The 15,861-nt window shown below is 69.3% G+C and carries 18 protein-coding genes; 6 read left to right on the plus strand and 12 right to left on the minus strand.

The genetic code is table 11. The features are described from left to right. Nucleotides 1–61: 61 nt before the first annotated feature. Both AC0L6G_RS01990 and AC0L6G_RS01995 read right to left on the minus strand, forming a co-directional pair. Entirely contained in the window at nt 62–754 is a 693-nt protein-coding gene (locus AC0L6G_RS01990; protein WP_291539874.1) for a P-loop NTPase family protein, read from the minus strand. An 87-nt stretch (nt 755–841) separates the two neighbouring features. Then, nucleotides 842–1,129, minus strand: a complete 288-nt coding sequence (locus tag AC0L6G_RS01995; protein ID WP_473252768.1) for a YciI family protein — start codon at nt 1,127–1,129, stop codon at nt 842–844. 146 nt (nt 1,130–1,275) lie between these two features. On the opposite strand from AC0L6G_RS01995, the gene aspS reads away from it, so the two are divergent. After that, the gene (aspS, locus tag AC0L6G_RS02000) at nt 1,276–3,108 is read left to right on the plus strand and encodes an aspartate--tRNA ligase (protein WP_473252769.1); all 1,833 of its coding nucleotides are present in this window, start codon (nt 1,276–1,278) and stop codon (nt 3,106–3,108) included. Nucleotides 3,109–3,165: 57 nt separating this feature from the next. On the opposite strand, the gene AC0L6G_RS02005 is transcribed toward aspS, so the two are convergent. From AC0L6G_RS02005 to AC0L6G_RS02015, 3 genes are all read right to left on the minus strand, one after another. Then, entirely contained in the window at nt 3,166–4,068 is a 903-nt protein-coding gene (locus AC0L6G_RS02005; RefSeq protein ID WP_473252770.1) for a pentapeptide repeat-containing protein, read from the minus strand. A gap of 81 nt (nt 4,069–4,149) precedes the next feature. After that, complete coding sequence (locus tag AC0L6G_RS02010; RefSeq protein WP_473252771.1) at nt 4,150–4,644, minus strand: pentapeptide repeat-containing protein; 495 nt, start codon at nt 4,642–4,644, stop codon at nt 4,150–4,152. Nucleotides 4,645–4,701: 57 nt separating this feature from the next. Then, nucleotides 4,702–7,353: a TSCPD domain-containing protein gene (locus AC0L6G_RS02015; RefSeq protein ID WP_473252772.1), complete on the minus strand. Its 2,652-nt coding sequence runs from the start codon at nt 7,351–7,353 to the stop codon at nt 4,702–4,704. 203 nt (nt 7,354–7,556) lie between these two features. Here AC0L6G_RS02015 and AC0L6G_RS02020 point away from each other — a divergent pair, with 203 nt between their 5' ends. Both AC0L6G_RS02020 and AC0L6G_RS02025 read left to right on the plus strand, forming a co-directional pair. Then, nucleotides 7,557–7,949, plus strand: a complete 393-nt coding sequence (locus tag AC0L6G_RS02020) for an NADH:ubiquinone oxidoreductase subunit NDUFA12 (protein ID WP_293828024.1) — start codon at nt 7,557–7,559, stop codon at nt 7,947–7,949. Beyond that, complete coding sequence (locus AC0L6G_RS02025) at nt 7,946–8,605, plus strand: DUF2155 domain-containing protein (RefSeq protein WP_293828023.1); 660 nt, start codon at nt 7,946–7,948, stop codon at nt 8,603–8,605. Before AC0L6G_RS02020 ends, AC0L6G_RS02025 begins: the two co-directional genes overlap by 4 nt. A gap of 173 nt (nt 8,606–8,778) precedes the next feature. Here AC0L6G_RS02025 and aat read toward each other — a convergent pair whose 3' ends face one another. The 4 genes from aat to aroQ all read right to left on the minus strand — a co-directional run bounded on the left by aat (nt 8,779) and on the right by aroQ (nt 11,925). After that, nucleotides 8,779–9,459: a leucyl/phenylalanyl-tRNA--protein transferase gene (gene aat, locus AC0L6G_RS02030; RefSeq protein WP_293828021.1), complete on the minus strand. Its 681-nt coding sequence runs from the start codon at nt 9,457–9,459 to the stop codon at nt 8,779–8,781. Nucleotides 9,460–9,591: 132 nt separating this feature from the next. Continuing rightward, nucleotides 9,592–10,944: an acetyl-CoA carboxylase biotin carboxylase subunit gene (gene accC / locus AC0L6G_RS02035; protein ID WP_293828019.1), complete on the minus strand. Its 1,353-nt coding sequence runs from the start codon at nt 10,942–10,944 to the stop codon at nt 9,592–9,594. 3 nt (nt 10,945–10,947) lie between these two features. Further along, complete coding sequence (accB, locus tag AC0L6G_RS02040; RefSeq protein ID WP_473252773.1) at nt 10,948–11,433, minus strand: acetyl-CoA carboxylase biotin carboxyl carrier protein; 486 nt, start codon at nt 11,431–11,433, stop codon at nt 10,948–10,950. Nucleotides 11,434–11,478: 45 nt separating this feature from the next. After that, nucleotides 11,479–11,925, minus strand: coding sequence for a type II 3-dehydroquinate dehydratase (gene aroQ, locus AC0L6G_RS02045; protein WP_293828017.1), 447 nt, complete (start codon nt 11,923–11,925; stop codon nt 11,479–11,481). 350 nt (nt 11,926–12,275) lie between these two features. On the opposite strand from aroQ, the gene thiS reads away from it, so the two are divergent. After that, the gene (thiS, locus tag AC0L6G_RS02050; protein WP_293828015.1) at nt 12,276–12,476 is read left to right on the plus strand and encodes a sulfur carrier protein ThiS; all 201 of its coding nucleotides are present in this window, start codon (nt 12,276–12,278) and stop codon (nt 12,474–12,476) included. Here thiS and AC0L6G_RS02055 read toward each other — a convergent pair whose 3' ends face one another. Together AC0L6G_RS02055 and AC0L6G_RS02060 are read right to left on the minus strand one after the other, a co-directional pair. Further along, the gene (locus AC0L6G_RS02055) at nt 12,477–12,863 is read right to left on the minus strand and encodes a type II toxin-antitoxin system VapC family toxin (protein WP_293828014.1); all 387 of its coding nucleotides are present in this window, start codon (nt 12,861–12,863) and stop codon (nt 12,477–12,479) included. Continuing rightward, the gene (locus AC0L6G_RS02060) at nt 12,860–13,144 is read right to left on the minus strand and encodes a type II toxin-antitoxin system Phd/YefM family antitoxin (protein WP_473252774.1); all 285 of its coding nucleotides are present in this window, start codon (nt 13,142–13,144) and stop codon (nt 12,860–12,862) included. Before AC0L6G_RS02060 ends, AC0L6G_RS02055 begins: the two co-directional genes overlap by 4 nt. A 116-nt stretch (nt 13,145–13,260) precedes the next feature. On the opposite strand from AC0L6G_RS02060, the gene AC0L6G_RS02065 reads away from it, so the two are divergent. Together AC0L6G_RS02065 and AC0L6G_RS02070 are read left to right on the plus strand one after the other, a co-directional pair. Beyond that, entirely contained in the window at nt 13,261–14,043 is a 783-nt protein-coding gene (locus AC0L6G_RS02065) for a HisA/HisF-related TIM barrel protein (RefSeq protein WP_291540488.1), read from the plus strand. Between the two features lie 724 nt (nt 14,044–14,767). After that, nucleotides 14,768–15,028, plus strand: coding sequence for a hypothetical protein (locus AC0L6G_RS02070; protein WP_293828010.1), 261 nt, complete (start codon nt 14,768–14,770; stop codon nt 15,026–15,028). A 112-nt stretch (nt 15,029–15,140) separates the two neighbouring features. Here AC0L6G_RS02070 and udk read toward each other — a convergent pair whose 3' ends face one another. Beyond that, the gene (gene udk / locus AC0L6G_RS02075; RefSeq protein ID WP_291536788.1) at nt 15,141–15,788 is read right to left on the minus strand and encodes a uridine kinase; all 648 of its coding nucleotides are present in this window, start codon (nt 15,786–15,788) and stop codon (nt 15,141–15,143) included. Nucleotides 15,789–15,861 lie beyond the last annotated feature (73 nt).

Here is a 15,861-nt window from a genome sequence, read left to right on the forward strand (position 1 = left end):
CCGGTTCTCGCGCGCGTCTGTGACGGCCGCAAGCGGGGGGCGACAATTTCGTCCTCCCGATCTAGGCTTCCGCGTCCAGGGCGTCCAGCACCTGGCGGGCCAGGACGCGGGTGACGGGGCGGTGCAGGGCGTCCAGCCGTTCGACGGCCAGGGCGGCGGCCTCGGCCGAGCGGTCCAGACGCCGCACCAGATAGTCGATCACCTCGTCGGCGGGGGCGATGCTGCGTTCGGCGAAGCGGGCCCGCAGAATGGCCGACAGCACCGCGTCGTCGGGCGGCGCGATCGCCACGGTCCGCACCGCGTCCAGCCGCGAGCGCAGGTCGGGCAGGGCGACCGCCCACTGGCGCGGAGCCGAACGCGCCGCCAGCAGCAGGGGGCCGCCCCCCGCATGGGCCAGGTTGATCAGATGGAACAGGCTCTCGTCGTCGGCGTCCGCCGCCCGGTCCAGCAGGACAGGCCGCCCCTCCAGCTCCAGCGGGTCCATCAGGGCGGCTTCGGCCCCGTTCAGCGGCACGGCCCCGATCCGCTCGGCCCAGGCGGCGGCCAAGCGGCTCTTGCCCGATCCCGCCGGCCCGTGCAGCGCCAGGACCGCGCCCGCCCCGTCGGGCCAGCGCGACAGGACCTGGACCGCTTCGGCGTTGCTGTCGGACACCACCAGGGTCTGGTCCGAGACCGGACGTTCCAGCGGCAGGCGCAGCTGGTCCTGGGGCGGGCGGCCCTGGCCGGGGCGGGAGGGGGCGCTTTGCGCGGGCATGGGGCCGTCATAGCAGAGGCCGTCGTCAGCCGCGTCGGCGCCCCTCTGTTGGTTTCGGGGAGGGAAACCGCCTCGCTGTGGATGAAATCAGGCGAACGGGGCCAGGGCCGGGTTCAGCTTGCCCGCCTTGAATTCGGCGACTTCATATTCGGCCAGCCCGTGGACCTGGAACGGATCGGCCTTCAGCAGGGTCTCGAGCTCTTCCTTCGTGCCCCGGCTGGCGACGATCAGTATGCCGCCGGTGCGCGGGACCATGGGCCCGGCCGCCACGATCAGGCCGCTGGCCACGTGCTGGTCCAGCCATTCGCGGTGCTCGGCCGTCTTCGCCTCGATGGCCTCGATGGGCTGGGTGTAGGTGATGGTGACGACGAACATGGGCGACCTCTTTGACGATGGCGAACGCCTTATCCTGCCCTGCGACGGGCTTTGCAACGGCCGAAACCTTGACTTTCGGGGGGGATGATGCGCCCTACGCCGCTTCCGATTTTCGCCGCGCGCGCGGTCCAGTCCAGACGATTCTCATGCACGCCTATCGCTCTCACACCTGCGGCGCGCTCCGCGCCTCCGACGCCGGTTCCGCCGTCCGCCTGTCCGGCTGGGTGCACAGGAAGCGCGACCACGGCGGCCTCTTGTTCATCGACCTGCGCGACCACTACGGCCTGACGCAGTTGGTCCTGCACCCCGAGACGCCCGGCTTCGCCGCCGTCGAACGCCTGCGCGCCGAGAGCGTGATCCGCGTCGATGGCGAAGTGGTCGCCCGCGACGTCTCGGTGGTGAACCCCAATCTGCCGACCGGCGAGATCGAGGTCCGCGTCCGGGGCGTCGAGGTTTTGTCCGAGGCCGCCGAACTGCCGCTGCCCGTCTTCGGCGAACCGGATTATCCCGAGGACATCCGTCTCAAGCACCGCTATCTCGACCTGCGCCGCGACACCCTGCATCGAAACATCGTGCTGCGCTCGCGCGTGATCCAGTCGATCCGCAACCGCATGTTCGGACAGGGTTTTCTGGAGTATCAGACGCCCATCCTGACGGCCTCGTCGCCGGAAGGCGCGCGCGACTTCCTGGTGCCGTCGCGTCTGCATCCTGGCAAGTTCTATGCGCTGCCCCAGGCGCCGCAGCAGTTCAAGCAACTGCTGATGGTCTCGGGCTTCGATCGCTATTTCCAGATCGCCCCCTGCTTCCGCGACGAGGACCTGCGCGCCGACCGTTCGCTGGAGTTCTACCAGCTCGACGTCGAGATGAGCTTCGTGACCCAGGAAGACGTCTTCGCCGCCATCGAGCCGGTCATGCACGGCGTGTTCGAGGAATTCGGCGAGGGCAAGCCGGTTTCGCCCATCGACCAGACCCACGCCTTCACCAACGACTTCGGCGAGACGTTCGAGCACAAGGGCTTCGAGCGCCTGACCTACGCCCAGTCGATGGCCTGGTACGGCTCGGACAAGCCGGACCTGCGCAATCCGATCAAGATGCAGGTCGTCTCCGACCACTTCCGCGACGGCGGTTTCGGCCTGTTCGCCAAGATCCTGGCCGCGGACCAGAAGAACGCGGTCTGGGCGATCCCCGCGCCGACCGGCGGCTCGCGCGCCTTCTGCGACCGCATGAATTCGTGGGCTCAAGGGGAAGGCCAACCGGGCCTGGGCTATATCTTCTGGTCGGACGACCAGGGCGCCTGGGGCGGCCCCATCGCCAAGAACCTGGGTCAGGAGCCGACGCAGGCGCTGATGACGTCGCTGGGCCTGGGACAGGGCGACGCCGCCTTCTTCGTCGCGGGCGATCCCTCGGTCTTCGCCAAGTTCGCCGGCCTGGCCCGCACCCGCGTCGGGACCGAATTGAAGCTGGTCGACGAGGACCAGTTCAAATTCTGCTGGATCGTCGACTTCCCCATGTTCGAATGGTCCGAGGAAGAAAAGAAGATCGACTTCTCACATAACCCCTTCTCGATGCCGCAGGGCGGGCTGGACGCGCTGGAGAGCCAGGACCCGCTGACCATCCGCGCCTATCAGTACGACATCGTCTGCAACGGCTACGAACTGTGCTCGGGCGCGATCCGTAACCACAAGGCCGAGATCATGCTGAAGGCCTTCGACATCGCCGGCTACGACGCCTCGGTGGTCGAGGAGCAGTTCGGGGGCATGCTGAACGCCTTCCGCTACGGCGCGCCGCCGCACGGCGGCCTGGCCCCCGGCATCGACCGCATCGTCATGCTGCTGGCGGGCCAGCAGGCCATCCGCGAGGTGATCGCCTTCCCGCTGAACCAGCAAGGCGAGGACCTGCTGATGAGCGCCCCAGCCGGTGTTCAGGAACGTCAGCTGAAGGAACTGCACATCCGCACGGCGCCGCCGATCAAGGTCTGACCGCGCAGAGGCCGGAACGAGAAAGGGGACGCCGCGCGGCGTCCCCTTTTTTGTCGTTCAGTTCTCGGCGATCGAGATGAGGTTCCTGACGCGCGGCGGCACGGGCGGGTCGGGGGGCGTGCGGATCACGCGGATCGAGCCGCTGCGGCACGCCCGGGCCGTCAGCCCCCTGGGCAGCCGGGTGGAGCCGTCGCCGCACGCCTCGCCGATCTGCCCCTGGGTCAGGCCGCGCGCGCTCGACAGGTCCGTTCCCCGGATGTCGGCGCGGCGCATCGAGGCGTCGTTGAAGGCGGCCCGGGCGAAGGTCCCGCCGCTGAGGCGCGCGCCGTCCAGGCTGGCGCCGCTGAAGATCGCGCCGGTGAAATCCCCGTTCGACAGGTTGGAGGCGTTCAGCTCCGATCCGGCGAAGTTGGCGCCGGCGGCGCGGACATTGGCCAGGGTGGCCCCGAACAGCTCGCCGCCCGACAGATTGGCCCGCGCCAGGGTGGCGCTGTTGAAGTTGACCCCGTGCATCTCGCCGCCGGAGACATCTGCGCCGGTCAGATTGGCCCGCACGAACGAGGCGCCCTGCGCTTCGACGCCGCTCATGGAGGCCCCGGCGAAGTTCGCCGAGGCGAAATTGGCCCCGACCACCTGAACGCCGGTCAGGTTGGCGCGCGAGAAGTCGCTGCCGGTGAAGTTCGAGCCCAGCATTTCGGCGCCGCGCAGATTGGCGCCGACCAGGGTGGCGTTGATGAAGCTGGCCCCGGTGAAGGTGGCGCCCGACAAGTTCCGGCCCGACAGTTCGCAGCGGTTGCACGATCCGCCCAGGGACACGGTGCGGGCCACGTCGCGGTCCTGAAGCAGCATCTCGACGCCCGCGCTGGCCGGCGCCGCGCCCAGGCACGCGCCCGCCCCCAGGCCAAGAGCCAGAAGGGCCAAGACGTGTCGGAACCGGATATGTTCAGCGATCTGTTTCACCAGGCCTGAATGCCCCGAAACCCCCGCGTCACCTACTTAAATCGAGGTAATTTCGTTAAATCGCGGCAAGGTCGGCGGCCCTCAGCAGGCGGGAATGCGAAGGCCCCGCGGCAGGACGGTGGAGGCGTCGCCGCACGCCCGGTTCAACTGGCCCTGGGTCAGGCCCGTGGCCCGCGCCAGCTGCGCGCCCGACAGGTTCACGCCCGACAGGGTCGCGCCCGAGAAGTTCGCCCCCTCCAGATAGGCGCCGACGAAGCTGGCGTTGGTCAGGTTGGCGCGCGAGAAGTTGGAGCCGGAGAAGACCCCGCCATATCCCTCCACGTCGCGCAGATCGGCGCCGGTGAAACGGGTGCGGTTCATCACGCTCAGGCTCAGGTCCGACTGGCGCAGCCGTGCGCCCGCCAGGTTCAACCCGCGCGCCTCCAGGCCCGAGAAGTCGCCCTGGAACAGGTTGCAGCCGGCGCAGGAGGCGCCGCGCCGCACGCTGGCGATCTGGCCCGCGTTCTGGGCCAGGGCGGGCGTGGCGGCGGCCAGCAGGGCGGCGGCGATCAGGCCGAAAGAGAATGTGCGTTTCATGGACCGGGCTCCGACGTTCGATCGTCCTGAAGCAAACCCTAGGCCAGAACCCTTAATCTAGCCCTGATCGCCGCCCGTCGATGCGAAGGTCGGCGCCGCCCCGCAGGTATCGCAGGTCCAGCCGCCGCCGCGTTGCTGCAGGGTGAAGTCGCCGCAGGCGGGGCAGGCGACGGCCTCGCTGCCGGGCGCCCCGCGGGCCTCCGGTTCGGCCTTCTTGCCGAAGGGCAGGACCACCAGATTGTCGGGGGCGGACCCCCGCGCGAATCCCTTGGAGATGAAGCGGGCGGCGGGCACGGCCTGGCCCTGCGGGGCGGCGCCCTCCAGCCCGTCGCCGTCCAGCGGCTCCGCCTCGCCATTGGCCAGTTCGTGGCGGTCCAGATAGGAGACGCCCAGTTCGCGGAAGATGTAGTCCAGGATCGAGGTGGCCGAACGGATGGAATCGTTGCCGGTCACGCGCCCGGCCGGTTCGAACCGGGTGAAGACGAAGGCGTCCACGAACTCGTCCAGCGGCACGCCGTATTGCAGGCCGATGGAGATGGCGATGGCGAAGTTGTTCATCAGGCTGCGGAAGGCGGCGCCTTCCTTGTGCATGTCGATGAAGATCTCGCCCAGTTCCCCGTCTTCGTACTCGCCGGTGTGGATATAGACCTTGTGGCCGCCCACCGCCGCCTTCTGGATATAGCCCTTGCGGCGGTCGGGCAGTTTGCGGCGCGCCCGCTCGCGCTCGACCACCCGCTCCACCACCCGTTCGGTCGGACGCGGCGGCTCGCGCACGGGCGCGGGTTCGGCGCGCGCGGCCGTCTCGACGGCGGGCAGGGTCAGCAGCGGGGCGGCCGGCGGCTCGGCGCGTTTCAAGCGGATGGCGCGGCGGCCGTCCAGCGCCGCCTGGCCGATCAGGCGCGCCGCCTGGCCAGCGGTGGCGCGCCAGTGCGTCGTCTCGGTCGCGATGTCGGCCAGGTCGCTGAACGGCTCGACGGCGCGGCGCAGTTCGGCCTCGGCCCCCTCGGGGTCGGCCAGCAGGGCGGCCTCGGCGGGCGGCGCCCCGTCCCAGCCGCTCAGGTCGCCATGGCCGAACGCCCAGCGCGCGGCCGCGGCCTCGGCCTCCTCGGACACGCCCAGCAGGGTCAGCAGCAGGCCGTCGCCGTCCTCGATCCCCAGCACGTCGCGGATGAAGCCGGGGTCCAGGACGGGGGCGGAGAAGACGGCGTCGAAATCCTCGGCCTCCGCCAGCGCCTGTTCGATGGCCGCCAGTTCGATGTCGGTGAAGCCCAGCGACCGCAGCGCCGCGTGGTCCAGCCCCGGCGCCTCGACCAGGGTGCGACGGCCGAAGACATGGCGTTCGGCCGCCTGGACGTCCCCGCCCGCCGCCGCCAGCGCCGCCGCCAGCGCCGGATGCAGCCGCCGCCCGATCTCGCCGTCCGCCGTCTGGAATACGTCGACGGCCGCGAGGCGGCCCCGGCCCAGCCGCAGCCGCGCCTCCGCATCGTCCACGAACAGGCCGATGGCCGAATGGCGGCGGGCGCGGGGCGGGGCGGTCGATATGTCCAGGGCGGCGTCCGCGAACGGATCGGCGAGGGCTCGCAGCGCCCGGCGCCGGACCGCCAGGGCCTCTTCGGCGGCGGCTTGCAGGTCGGTCCAATCGGGCGCAGCGCCCCGCACGGCGGCCAGGTCGGCCGATGTCTCGCCCGCCGTCGCCGCGATCAGGGCGGCCACGCCTTGCGCCCGCGCTCGCCGCGCCTCGCCCAGCGGCGCGAACGCCTCCAGCAGGCCCTCCAGCCCCAGGACAATCACCCCGGGCGTCCGCGTCGTCAGGTCCAGGGCCGTGGTCAGCAGTCGCGCCAGGGCGATGATCACGGCCGCCGGATCATCGCCGGGCTCGGCGTCCAGCGCCATGACGGCGGCTAGATCGATCGCCATCCGCGCCGTCGCCTTCGCCGTCGCCGCCTCCGCATCGCGCGGGTCGAAGGCCAGGATCAATCCGCCGTCCAGCGCGCCCTGCGCCGCCAGCAGGGCCTCGGGCGCGCCCGCCGCGATCTGCGTGCGGTCCGCCAGGGCGACCAGCGGCGCGGCCTCGATCGCGGGGTCGAGGTCGGGCAGGGGACGCTCCCCGTCCACCGCCCGCAGGATGTCGGCGTCCGAGGCGCCGCAGCGTCGCGCCAGGGCCGCCGCCCGTCCCAGGGCCGGATTGCGCGAGGGATCGCCGCAGTCGCCGCGCGGCCCCTCGCAACGATCCACCGCATCGGCCACGCCGGCCAGGGCTTCGGCCAGGGCGCGCGCCGCCTGGGCGCCCAGCCGAGCGGCGGATCGGCGTCCGCCATGCGCGGCCAGCATGGCCGCCGCGCCCGGATCGTTCAGATCGACGACCCCGGCCGCCGCCGGTCCCGACGCCGCCGGCGCCGCCAGCCCCAGCTTCAGCGCGCCGGACAGTTCGGCGGCGAACAGCGCGGCCTGCGCCGTGTCGAACACGCCTTCGGACAGGCCCGTCTTCGCCAGACGCGCCGCCCAGGAGTCCACGCCCCCGTCCAGCCAGTCGCCCGCCGCCTCGTCCCCCAGGCCCTCGGCCTCGATCCAGTCCAGCCAGGCCTCGATCCGCGCGTCCGACCAGCCGGCGGGCGCCAGGATGGGCCGCACGCCGCCCGGCCGCTCCACGACGCGGGTCTCCATCACGACTCGTTCGGCGCGGGGGGCGAAGCCGGATTGAAGGCGCATGGCGTCTCTCCGATGGGATTGCGCCAGCCTATGTCGCCCGCGCGCCTTCGCCAATACATCTGGTGTCATGAGGGCGGATTGCCCACAAGATATCGATTCAACGCCCGCGTCCTGAACGCTGGACGAAAAGAGCGCGTCTTTCTATGATCCGCGCCTGGCGCCGGCTCCCTTTGCGGCGAACCCTTACGGTTGGATTTCACGACGTGTTGAGCAAGATTTTCGGCTGGTGGGAGGGCGCCACGATCGGCACCCGTTTCACCATCGCCAAGCGCGGTCGCTTTGTCGGCCAGGACGAGAACGGCAACCGCTATTACGAGAGCCGCGACAACGTCAGCTACGACGGCCGCAAGCGTCGCTGGGTCATCTACGACGGCTATGCCGAGGCCTCCAAGGTGACGCCCGACTGGCACGGCTGGCTGCACTACACCTTCGACCTGCCGCCGACCGAGCAGCCGCTGCCGCGTCGCGCCTGGGAGAAGGAGCATCTGCCGAACCTGACCGGCACGCCCCTGGCCTGGCGTCCGCCCGGCTCGCTGGCCGCCGAGGCCAAACGCCCTGCCGCGACCGGGGATTACCAGGCCTGGACGCCCGAGTGAAAGCCCGCCGGATCCTGATGGCGGCCGCCGCACTGGTCGGCGTGCTGGGCGCGGGGGCCGTGACGGCCAGCGGGCTTCAGGACGCGCCGCGCGAGGCGCGCCCGGTTCAGGATCCCATCGGCGACATCCTGCGAAAGACCCAGGCCCAGCCGGCGCCGGCCGTTCCGACCGAGACCCCGCCCGCCGGCGCGCCTGCGCCCCGCGCGCCCGTCGCCGTGCCGCCGCCGCCCGCCATCGTCATCGCCGAGGACGCCGCCGTCGAGGAAAAGGTCGACGAAGAGGTCAAGGCGGAGCGCCCGGTGGTCGAAAAGGCCATCGACCAGCCCGCTACCCCGGGCCGTCGTCAGCGCCGCAAGTTCGCGGTCGTCCAGGCCATCGACAAGGTCACGGCCGAGACCATGAAGTTCGAGGTCGAGGTCGGCGGCCGTCCCGTGCGCTTCAACCGCAACCTGGTCTTCGCCGCGCGCGCCTGCGAAGTCACCACGCCCGACGAACTGACCGAGGACGCCATCGCCTATATGGACGTCTCTCTGCAGCCGCGCGGCCAGAACACGTCGCGCCAGATTTTCCGGGGCTGGATGTTCGCCTCGTCCCCGGCGATCAGCGGCGTTCAGAACCCCTATTACGACGCCTGGGTGGTCGGCTGTAAGAACTGACCTGGGCCAGGCCTGCTTACGTCATTCCGGGGCGTCCGAAGGACGAACCCGGAACCCAGGAGAGGCGCATGGGCCGTTGAATGGGGCCAGCAACGCGCATGTGGCCCTGGGTTCCGGGTTCTTCGCTCCGCTCAGCCCCGGAATGACGAACTGAGAGACCTATCTTCTCGGACTCAGGCGCCGGCTAAAGCGACCGCTTCTGCGCCGGTCAGGGGCGCGCGCAACGCCTCTTGGTCGGGCCTGACCGACAGCGCCGGCTGAAGCCGCTCCAGATAGGCCGCCTGGGGCGTCTCGATCGCGCCGAACTGGCTCAGGTGATCGGTCAGGAACTGGGCGTCCAACAGGGTCCAGCCGCCCTTTCTCAGCCGCGCGACCAGATGCACCAGCGCGACCTTCGACGCATCCCGCGCGCGGCTGAACATGCTTTCGCCGAAGAAGGCGCCGCCCAGCGACACCCCATACAGCCCGCCGACCAACCGCTCGTCCTGCCAGCATTCGATGGAATGGACATGGCCCATGGCGAACAGGGCGGCGTAAAGCCGCCGGATCGGGCCGTTGATCCAGGTGTCCTCTCGGTCCTTGCCTTGCGCCGCCGCGCAGCCGTCCAGCACCGCCTCGAAGGCCGTGTCGACCCGGATCTCGAACGGTTCGCCCCGCACCGTGCGACGCAGGCGGCTGGGGATATGGAAGGCGTCCAGCGGGATGACGCCGCGCTGGTCCGGCTCGACGATGAAGACGCGCGGATCGTCGCGCGACTCGGCCATCGGAAACACGCCTCGGGCGTAACAGGCCAGCAGGTCCTCGGGGCCGAAACCGCCGAAAGGCCCGCTGGCGCTGAAGTCCGGTTCGTTCATCGCCAGTTCTCTACCGTCGTCATCCTCGCCCTTGTGGCGAGGATCCAGACTCCCGGTGGCGAGAGCAGCGTACTCCGTCAACGACGGAGCGTCTGGATTCTCGGCACAAGGCCGAGAATGACGAAAAGAAAGTCAGGCGTCGCCCTTCTGACGGGCGGCCCACTTCTCCAGCCAGTGGATGTCGTAGTCGCCCGACAGGATGTCCGGCTCGGCCAACAGCTTCTGGAACAGCGGAATGGTGGTGTCGACGCCGCCGATGACGACCTCGCCCAGGCTGCGTTTCAGCCGCGCGATGGCCTCCTCGCGGTCGCGGCCGTGCACGATCAGCTTGCCGATCAGGCTGTCGTAATAGGGCGGGATCGAATAGCCGGCGTAGATGGCGCTATCCAGACGCACGCCCAGGCCGCCCGGCGCGTGGAAGTCGGTGATCTTGCCCGGCGACGGGGTGAAGGTCTCCGGGTTCTCGGCGTTGATCCGCACCTCGATGGCGTGGCCCTTGAATTCGATGTCGTCCTGGGTGAACGACAAAGGCAGACCGGCGGCGATCCGCACCTGTTCGCGCACCAGGTCGACGCCGGTGATCATTTCCGTGACCGGATGTTCGACCTGCAGGCGGGTGTTCATCTCGATGAAGAAGAACTCGCCGTCCTCCCACAGGAATTCGATGGTGCCCACGCCCAGATAGCCGATGGCGGCGATGGCCTTGTTGACCGTCTCGCCGATTTTCTTGCGGCCCTCGGCCGACAGGGCGGGCGAGGGGGCCTCTTCCAGCACCTTCTGGTGACGCCGTTGCAGCGAGCAGTCGCGTTCGCCCAGGTGAACGACGTTGCCGTGGCTGTCGGCGATGACCTGGATCTCGATGTGGCGCGGCTTCTGGAGATAGCGCTCCATATAGACGGCGCCGTTGCCGAACGCGGCCTTGGCCTCGGCCTGGGCGGTCTGGACCGCCTCGACCAGGTCGTCGGGCGTCAGGGCCACCTTCATGCCGCGTCCGCCGCCGCCCGCCGCCGCCTTGACGATCAGGGGAAAGCCGATGGACCTGGACGCCTCGATGGCCGCCTCGACCGTCTCGACCTCGCCGTCCGAGCCGGGGACGACGGGGATGCCCGCGTCCTTGACCGTCTGTTTGGCGCTGATCTTGTCGCCCATGACCCGGATATGCTCGGGCTTGGGACCGATGAAGGTCATGCCGTGGGCTTCGACGATCTCGGCGAAACGCGCGTTTTCCGACAGGAAGCCGTAGCCGGGGTGGATCGCCTGGGCGCCGGTGATCTCGGCCGCCGCGATGATCGACGGGATGTTCAGATACGACTTGGCGGCCGAGGCCGGGCCGATGCAGACGCTCTCGTCCGCCAGCCGCACCCACATGGCGCCCCGGTCGGCTTCCGAATGGACGGCGACGGTGGAGATGCCCATCTCCTTGCAGGCGCGGTGCACCCGCAGGGCGATCTCGCCCCGGTTGGCGATCAGGACTTTCGTGAACATGGCTTACGCCTCGAGCAGGACGAGGGGTTCGCCGAATTCGACGGGCTGGGCGTCGCCGACCAGGATGTCGGCCACCACGCCGTCGCGCGGCGCCTGGATCGGGTTCATCGTCTTCATGGCTTCGACGATCAGCAGGGTCTGGCCTTTCTTGACCGTGTCGCCCTTCTTGACGAAGGGCGCGGCTTCCGGCGACGGCTGCAGATAGGCGGTGCCGACCATCGGCGACTTCACCTCTTCGCCGGCGCGAGCGACGATGGTCGCCGGATCCGACGGCATGGCGGCAGGGGCGGCTGCGGCGGGCGCGGCGACAGGGGCGGGCGCGGCGGCGTATTGCACGGGGGCGGCGGCGACCGTCACCGACCGCTTGACCTTGATCTTCAGATCGCCGCGCTCGACCTCGACCTCGGTCAGGTCGGTCTCGTTCAGGATTTCGGCCAGCTGGCGGACCAGGGCGGCGTCGATTTCGGCGTGTTTCTTGTCATCGGCCATTGGAATGCGCCTTGTCTTTCGTGTGTGTTAGCGAACGGGCGGCCCTCAGGCGCGTTCCCGGATCAGGGTCAGGGCCGCCTGGACGGCCAGTTCGTAGCCGGCCGCGCCGAAACCGGCGATCACGCCGGTCGCCGCGGACGACACATAGGAGCGATGGCGGAACGCCTCGCGCGCCGCCGGATTGGACAGATGCAGTTCGATCATCGGGATCGACAGCGCCTTCAGCGCGTCGTGCAGGGCGACCGACGTATGCCCATAGGCGGCGGGGTTGAGGATCAGGGCGTCCGCGCCCTCGCGCGCTTCCTGAATCCAGTCCACCAGCACGCCTTCGTGGTTCGTCTGGCGAAACACCACCTCGGCCCCGCCCGCCGCCCCGATGCAGCGTCGTTCGATGTCGGCCAGGGTGTCTCGGCCATAGATGTCCGGCTCCCGCACCCCGAGCAGGTTCAGATTGGGGCCGTTCAGCACATGAAGGACGGGCGTTTCGGACATGGTTCCAGGAATCGATCCGGCGCACGACGGCGCAAGAGGGGCCTTTTAGCCGACGCGGCTCGCGGGTCAAACGGTCGGCGCAGGGAAGTTTACGCCGGGGCAATCGACGCTGGCCCGGATTTCGCACGGCTCCGGACGACGGTCCCCCTGCGGGACGGGCTTTCGGGAACGCAAGCGGATGCGCCAGGACGGCAAGACGATCGTGCGGACGGCGGCGGCGGCCTTCGCCGCCCTGGCCGTGGCCCTGGTCGCCTTCCTGGTCGAGGCCGGCTGATCCGGTGCGGTCGCCGGGCTGGCGAAGACCCGCGGCGGCGTCTATCTGCGGGGCGTCGACCCGACGGAGACCCGCGATGAACCAGATCCAACTGAACGGCGAGCCGCGCCTGGTCCAGGCCTTCACCATCCTGGCCCTGGTCGAGGAACTGTCGCTGGACCCGCGCAAGGTGGCGGTCGAGCGCAATCTCGAGATCGTGCCCAAATCCCTGCACGCCTCCACCCCCGTCGCGCCGGGCGACCGCATCGAACTGGTCCAGTTCGTCGGCGGCGGCTGATCAGACCTTCAGGATCGGGCCGGGATAGCGGGCCAGCGTCGCATCCGCCGTCACCAGCCTGGCTTCCTCGACCACGGCCTGGGCCAGAAGGAGGCGGTCGAACGGGTCGCGGTGGATCAAAGGCAGGCCGGCGAGCCCCAGCGTATGTCGGCTGGTGACATCGATTTCGTCATATCCCGCCGCCAGAAGACGATGCCGAAACGTCTTCGGATCGACATTGAAATCGGGACGTTGCAAGTTCCGTTTGACGACGATTTCCCAGATGTTGACCGCGCTGAAGATCAGGGTGTTGTCAGGGTCCGCCATCGCCTGCGCCGCCTCTGGGGGAAGCCGCGCCAGATCTTCGGACGCCCACAACAGCAGATGGGTGTCGATCAGCAACCTCATCGGCGGAAGTCGTCTTCCGGTTTGTCATCGGCCCCGTCGCCATAGAACATGGCTTCGATCTCGGCCTGGCCCATGGTGTCGAAGTCGTCGGGCACCTTGATCTGGCCCTTCATGAAGCCGAACCGACGCGAGGTGTCGACGACCGGCGGCGTCTCTTCCAGCGGGACGATCCTGGCCATCGGTTTACCGGCCTTGGCGATGGTGATGGACTCGCCCTTGGCCGCCCTGTCGATCAGGCGCGACAGATGCGTCTTGGCCTGGTGGATATTTACCGTCTCCATGACGCCGCTCCAGTAAACTTAGTCCACTTGGTTTAGTCCATTTGCGACCCGTCGGCAACGCGGCGTGATCGTTTCGGCCCTTTCGCATCGGCGGGCATAGGCTTAGGTCAGCCGTCATGACCGATACAGCCTCCGAAACTTGGTCCGTCGCGGGCCGCACCTTCACCTCGCGCCTGATCGTGGGCACCGGCAAATACGCCGACTACGCCCAGAACGCCGCCGCGGCCGAGGCGGCGGGCGCCGAGATCGTCACCGTGGCGGTGCGCCGGGTGAACCTGACCGATCCGAACCAGCCGATGCTGGTCGACTATGTGAAGCCCGACCGCTTCACCTTCCTGCCCAACACCGCCGGCTGTTTCACCGGCGAGGACGCGGTCCGCACCCTGCGCCTGGCGCGCGAGGCGGGCGGATGGAGCCTGGTCAAGCTGGAGGTGCTGTCCAACACCGCCCACCTCTATCCCGACATGGTCGAGACGCTGCGCGCGCTGGACCTGCTGATCAAGGATGGGTTCGACGTCATGGTCTATTGCACCGACGACGTGGTCATGGCCAAGCGGCTGGAGGACGCCGGCGCCGCCGCCATCATGCCCGCCGCCGCCCCGATCGGCTCGGGCCTGGGCATCCAGAACGAGGTCAACGTCCGCCTGATCGTCGAACAGGCCAAGGTGCCGGTGCTGGTGGACGCCGGGGTCGGCACGGCCTCGGACGCCACGCGCGCGATGGAGCTGGGCTGCGACGCCGTCTTGATGAACACCGCCATCGCCGGGGCGAAAGACCCCATCCGCATGGCCCGCGCCATGAAACACGCCGTCGCCGCCGGCCGCGACGCCTATCTGGCCGGCCGGATGCCGAAGCGGATGTACGCCGATCCGTCGTCGCCGCTGGCGGGACTGATCTAAAGGCTGGCGCACCCTCGTCTCCTACCCACTTGTGCGAAGCCGTGGAGAGGCACTGACGTCCTGCGGACGCAGTTGATGCGGCCAGGTGCTCTCCGTCACGGCCAAGCCATCCACCCCACTCGTCATCCTCGGCCTTGTGCCGAGGATCCATAATCCCGGTGTCCGCCGCCGGCCCCCGATCTTAAGACCGAGCGTATGGATCCTCGGCACAAGGCCGAGGATGACGGATTTCAATGCCAGCCATCACAATGCGGCTGGTGCATTCCCCGCGAATCCAACCGCTTGGCGAATTATCTCCCCCATCATCCATCCCCCCTCCGAAACGCGCGTATTCTAAAGCCGTCTCGTCGCACCGGAGGGCTCGTAAGGCCTGCGACCTTGCGGCGGCGGGAGCGGATGGAACGGGAGCGGGTCCGAAACGGCCCGCGCCGGCGGCGTCACACGGTGCGCCGTCGGAGGGTCGAGGGGGATACTCGGCCGCACTCGGGACGGGGTTTCGCAGACCCCGCCGACCCGTCGCAAGCTTATGGGGTTAGGCGATAAGACCGCCACCGCTCGACGCCCCGAGCTTGCAGGCCAACCAACCGCGCGGAGCGTCATACCCTTCGTCGAAACGGTACTTACAAACTCACACTCCGGGCGAAGGCCCGGCGCTCCGCCCAGCCCTCCATCCAACTTCGCAGGCGAAAGCCGCGAGGCCAAACCCGCTTGTCTGGAGACCTGCATGGCTCGCCCGAAACCCCGTTGCCCCAAGCCCGGTCGCGGCCTTCCGCCGCCCCATAAGCCGACCCCCGAAGAGGAGGCCGAGATTGAGCGACTCATCGCGGAAATCGAAGACGAACACATCCGGCTGGACGCCATCCTGGTCGAGAAACGGGCCGAGGCCGCCGAACGCGCGCGGATCAAGGCGCTCAACGGCGTGCCGCCGGTCGAACGCGCCCCGCTGAAACCCGGAGAGTTCCGCATCGGGGATCTCTTTCGTTAGAACCGCATCGCCAAGGCTGGATGCGTTTCAGGTCGCAGGCACGCCTCCCCGGGTTCCGGGTTCGTCTTTCGGACGGCCCGGAATGGCGGTCGCTCGCCGACAGTCGACGACCCTAATCGTCCAGCAGGGCCTGCAGCAGCGGATGGGCCAGGACCGGCGCGGCCAGGCGCACCACGGCCTGGGGGTCTTCCAGCCTTACGGCGGCGGTGGCGTCGGCGACGATGAAGTCGGCGTGGGTGCGCGACGGTTCGGTCAGCCGCTCGTGGCCGGGGCGCACCGTGGCCAGATACTGGGCCACGACCGAATCCGCCGAACGGCCCCGCTCGGCCTGGTCTCGCAACAGGCGGCGGATGAAGCGGATGTCGGCGGGGGTGTCCACGAACACCCGGATGTCGAACAGGGCGGTCAGATCGGGGGTGCACAGGACGTGGGTGCCCTCCACGATCACCACCTGGGCCGCCGGGATGGGCTCGCCGCCCGGCTCGCGTCCGTGATGGATGAAGGAATAGACCGGCGCCGTCACCGAACGCCCAGCCTTCAGCGCCTTCAGGTCCGCGATCATCAGGTCGTGATCGCGCGCGGCCACGTCGTCGAAATCGAAGGTCGCGGCGTCGAAGCCGGGCAGGGCGGCCGCGTCCTTGTAATAGCTGTCCTCGCGCACCAGCACGGCCGCCCCGTCCGGCAGGGCCGAAACCAGCGTCTCCGCCAGGGTGCTCTTGCCGGAGCCCGAGCCGCCGGTGATCGCGATCAGAATAGCCATGCGGGGCCTTCTAGGGCGCCGGGCCGGCCGACGCCACAAGGGACGATCCGTCGCGCCGCAGGTGACGCAAGGT

The sequence above is a fragment of the Brevundimonas sp. D3-1P genome (assembly GCF_055809335.1).